The organism is Halobellus rufus (assembly GCF_000739575.1).
Lineage (GTDB): Archaea > Halobacteriota > Halobacteria > Halobacteriales > Haloferacaceae > Haloquadratum > Haloquadratum rufum.
The window spans coordinates 1-1,597 of record NZ_BBJO01000077.1 but is presented as its reverse complement, the minus strand read 5'-3'; the positions used below and the strand labels follow the sequence as shown (position 1 = coordinate 1,597).

Here is a 1,597-nt window from a genome sequence, read left to right as displayed (position 1 = left end):
GAATCGATTCTCCAACGGCTCTCAGAAGCTGCAGAGATAGACATCGACCATCCGAAACACGATTACCTTGCTCCACACGGCGGCCGGCGTGGAATGGGTGAAGTTCTCGTTCGAGCATTCGGATACACGGTTGCCGCCCGGTATCTCGACAATTCAGAGGAGATGGTGAGAGAGCGGTATTCACATATCGAGGCCGGAGAACTCGGTGATGTCGCTACTGAGGCGCTTGAGGAGATCGATAGTGTACCGCAGTAACTTATTTCGAGTGAGAGGGGTAGACCGTCGCGTTCACACCGCGTCGACGGTGAACAGCGAGTCGTCGCTGAGGACGACCTGTACCCGGCGGTGCCAGGCGTCAGCGAAAGCCTCTCGTTGCTGGTCAGTTGCCGATTCGTCGAGAATCCCTTGGAGGTTCCCGATTGCGGGTCCACCGTCAGGAACGTCGCTGACGTGGTAGGTCACTTCGACGGTCTCGTCCGTGTCGGTTCGCCGGAACCGGAACGTCGGGTCCGCCGTGTCCGGGTCGAACGCGTCGAAGCGCAGGAGGTCGCGGCGGCCGCCATAGCCGCCGGCGAGCCCGCTGAATCCGTCATCGCCGGTCGCGCCAGTCACGTACGAGATGATGCGGCTCATCACGCCGTACGCGGCATCGTCCTGCGGGCCGGCCGTCTGGACCTCGATTTCGCTCCGGACTGGATAGTCGTCGGGATACAGGGCGTCGAGCCCGAGCTGGACGATCCGATAGGCACCCGAGGCTGTCGGACAGGAGTGTCCGGCTTCTTTCACCGCGTCCCGGTAGGTGACGACGAACGGCTCGCCCGGTTCGAGGACGCCGAGGGCCTCCGCGACGGGGTCGCGGATTTCGATCGGGTCGGCGTCGTAGTCGACCTGCCAATTGGTTCTCGTCTGGGTCGTGTCAGTCGCAGTCGAATTCGATGTCATGAGTTGTGGTTGTGATCGTGTCTCGTGGTCAGTAGCGGAGCAGTCGCATCCCGTTGAGGATGACGAGGAGGACGCTGGCCTCGTGGACCAGCATTCCCGACGCGAGGGTGACGTAGCTGGTGAGCACGCCCGCGAGGAGGACGGTCACGGTCAGCACCGCGAGCCCGACGTTCTCGAGGACGTTCCAGCGCGTCGCCTTGCTCAGTTTGACCGCGTACGGGATCCGTTCGAGATCGTCGGCCATCAACGCCATGTCAGCCGTTTCGATGGCGGTGTCCGTTCCCGCAGCACCCATCGCGATGCCGACGTCGGCGGTGGCCAGCGATGGCGCGTCGTTGATGCCGTCGCCGACCATCGCGACGACGTGGCCGTCGGCCTGGTAGCCCTCGATGACGGACTGCTTGTCCTCGGGGAGGAGTTCGGCACGGTACTCGTCGATACCGACCTCCTCGGCAACGGCAGCGGCCGTCCGCTCGTTGTCGCCGGTGAGCATCACCGTCTCGATGCCAGCGTCTTGGAGCGCCGCGACGACCCCAGGAGCGGCCTCCCGGAGCTCGTCCCGCATCGCAATCGCGCCGATGATGTCCCCGTCCCGAACGACGTGGACGACTGTCTCGCCGCGCCCCTCACGCTCGCGGACGTAGTCGGCGACCCG

The 1,597-nt window shown here is 64.3% G+C and carries 2 protein-coding genes and 1 pseudogene; 1 reads left to right on the top strand and 2 read right to left on the bottom strand.

The genetic code is table 11. The features are described 5' to 3' along the window. Window positions 1-255 (top strand): annotated as a pseudogene (locus ACP99_RS19725) (site-specific integrase); the annotation flags it as partial. A gap of 33 nt (window positions 256-288) precedes the next feature. Here the strand turns inward: ACP99_RS19725 and ACP99_RS18690 are convergent. Both ACP99_RS18690 and ACP99_RS18685 read right to left on the bottom strand, forming a co-directional pair. Continuing rightward, window positions 289-942 (bottom strand): hypothetical protein, encoded by a 654-nt coding sequence (locus tag ACP99_RS18690; protein ID WP_004594625.1) that lies wholly within the window; start codon window positions 940-942, stop codon window positions 289-291. Between the two features lie 28 nt (window positions 943-970). Further along, the coding region (locus ACP99_RS18685; RefSeq protein WP_156105808.1) for an HAD-IC family P-type ATPase at window positions 971-1,597 on the bottom strand (627 nt) is incomplete at its 5' end.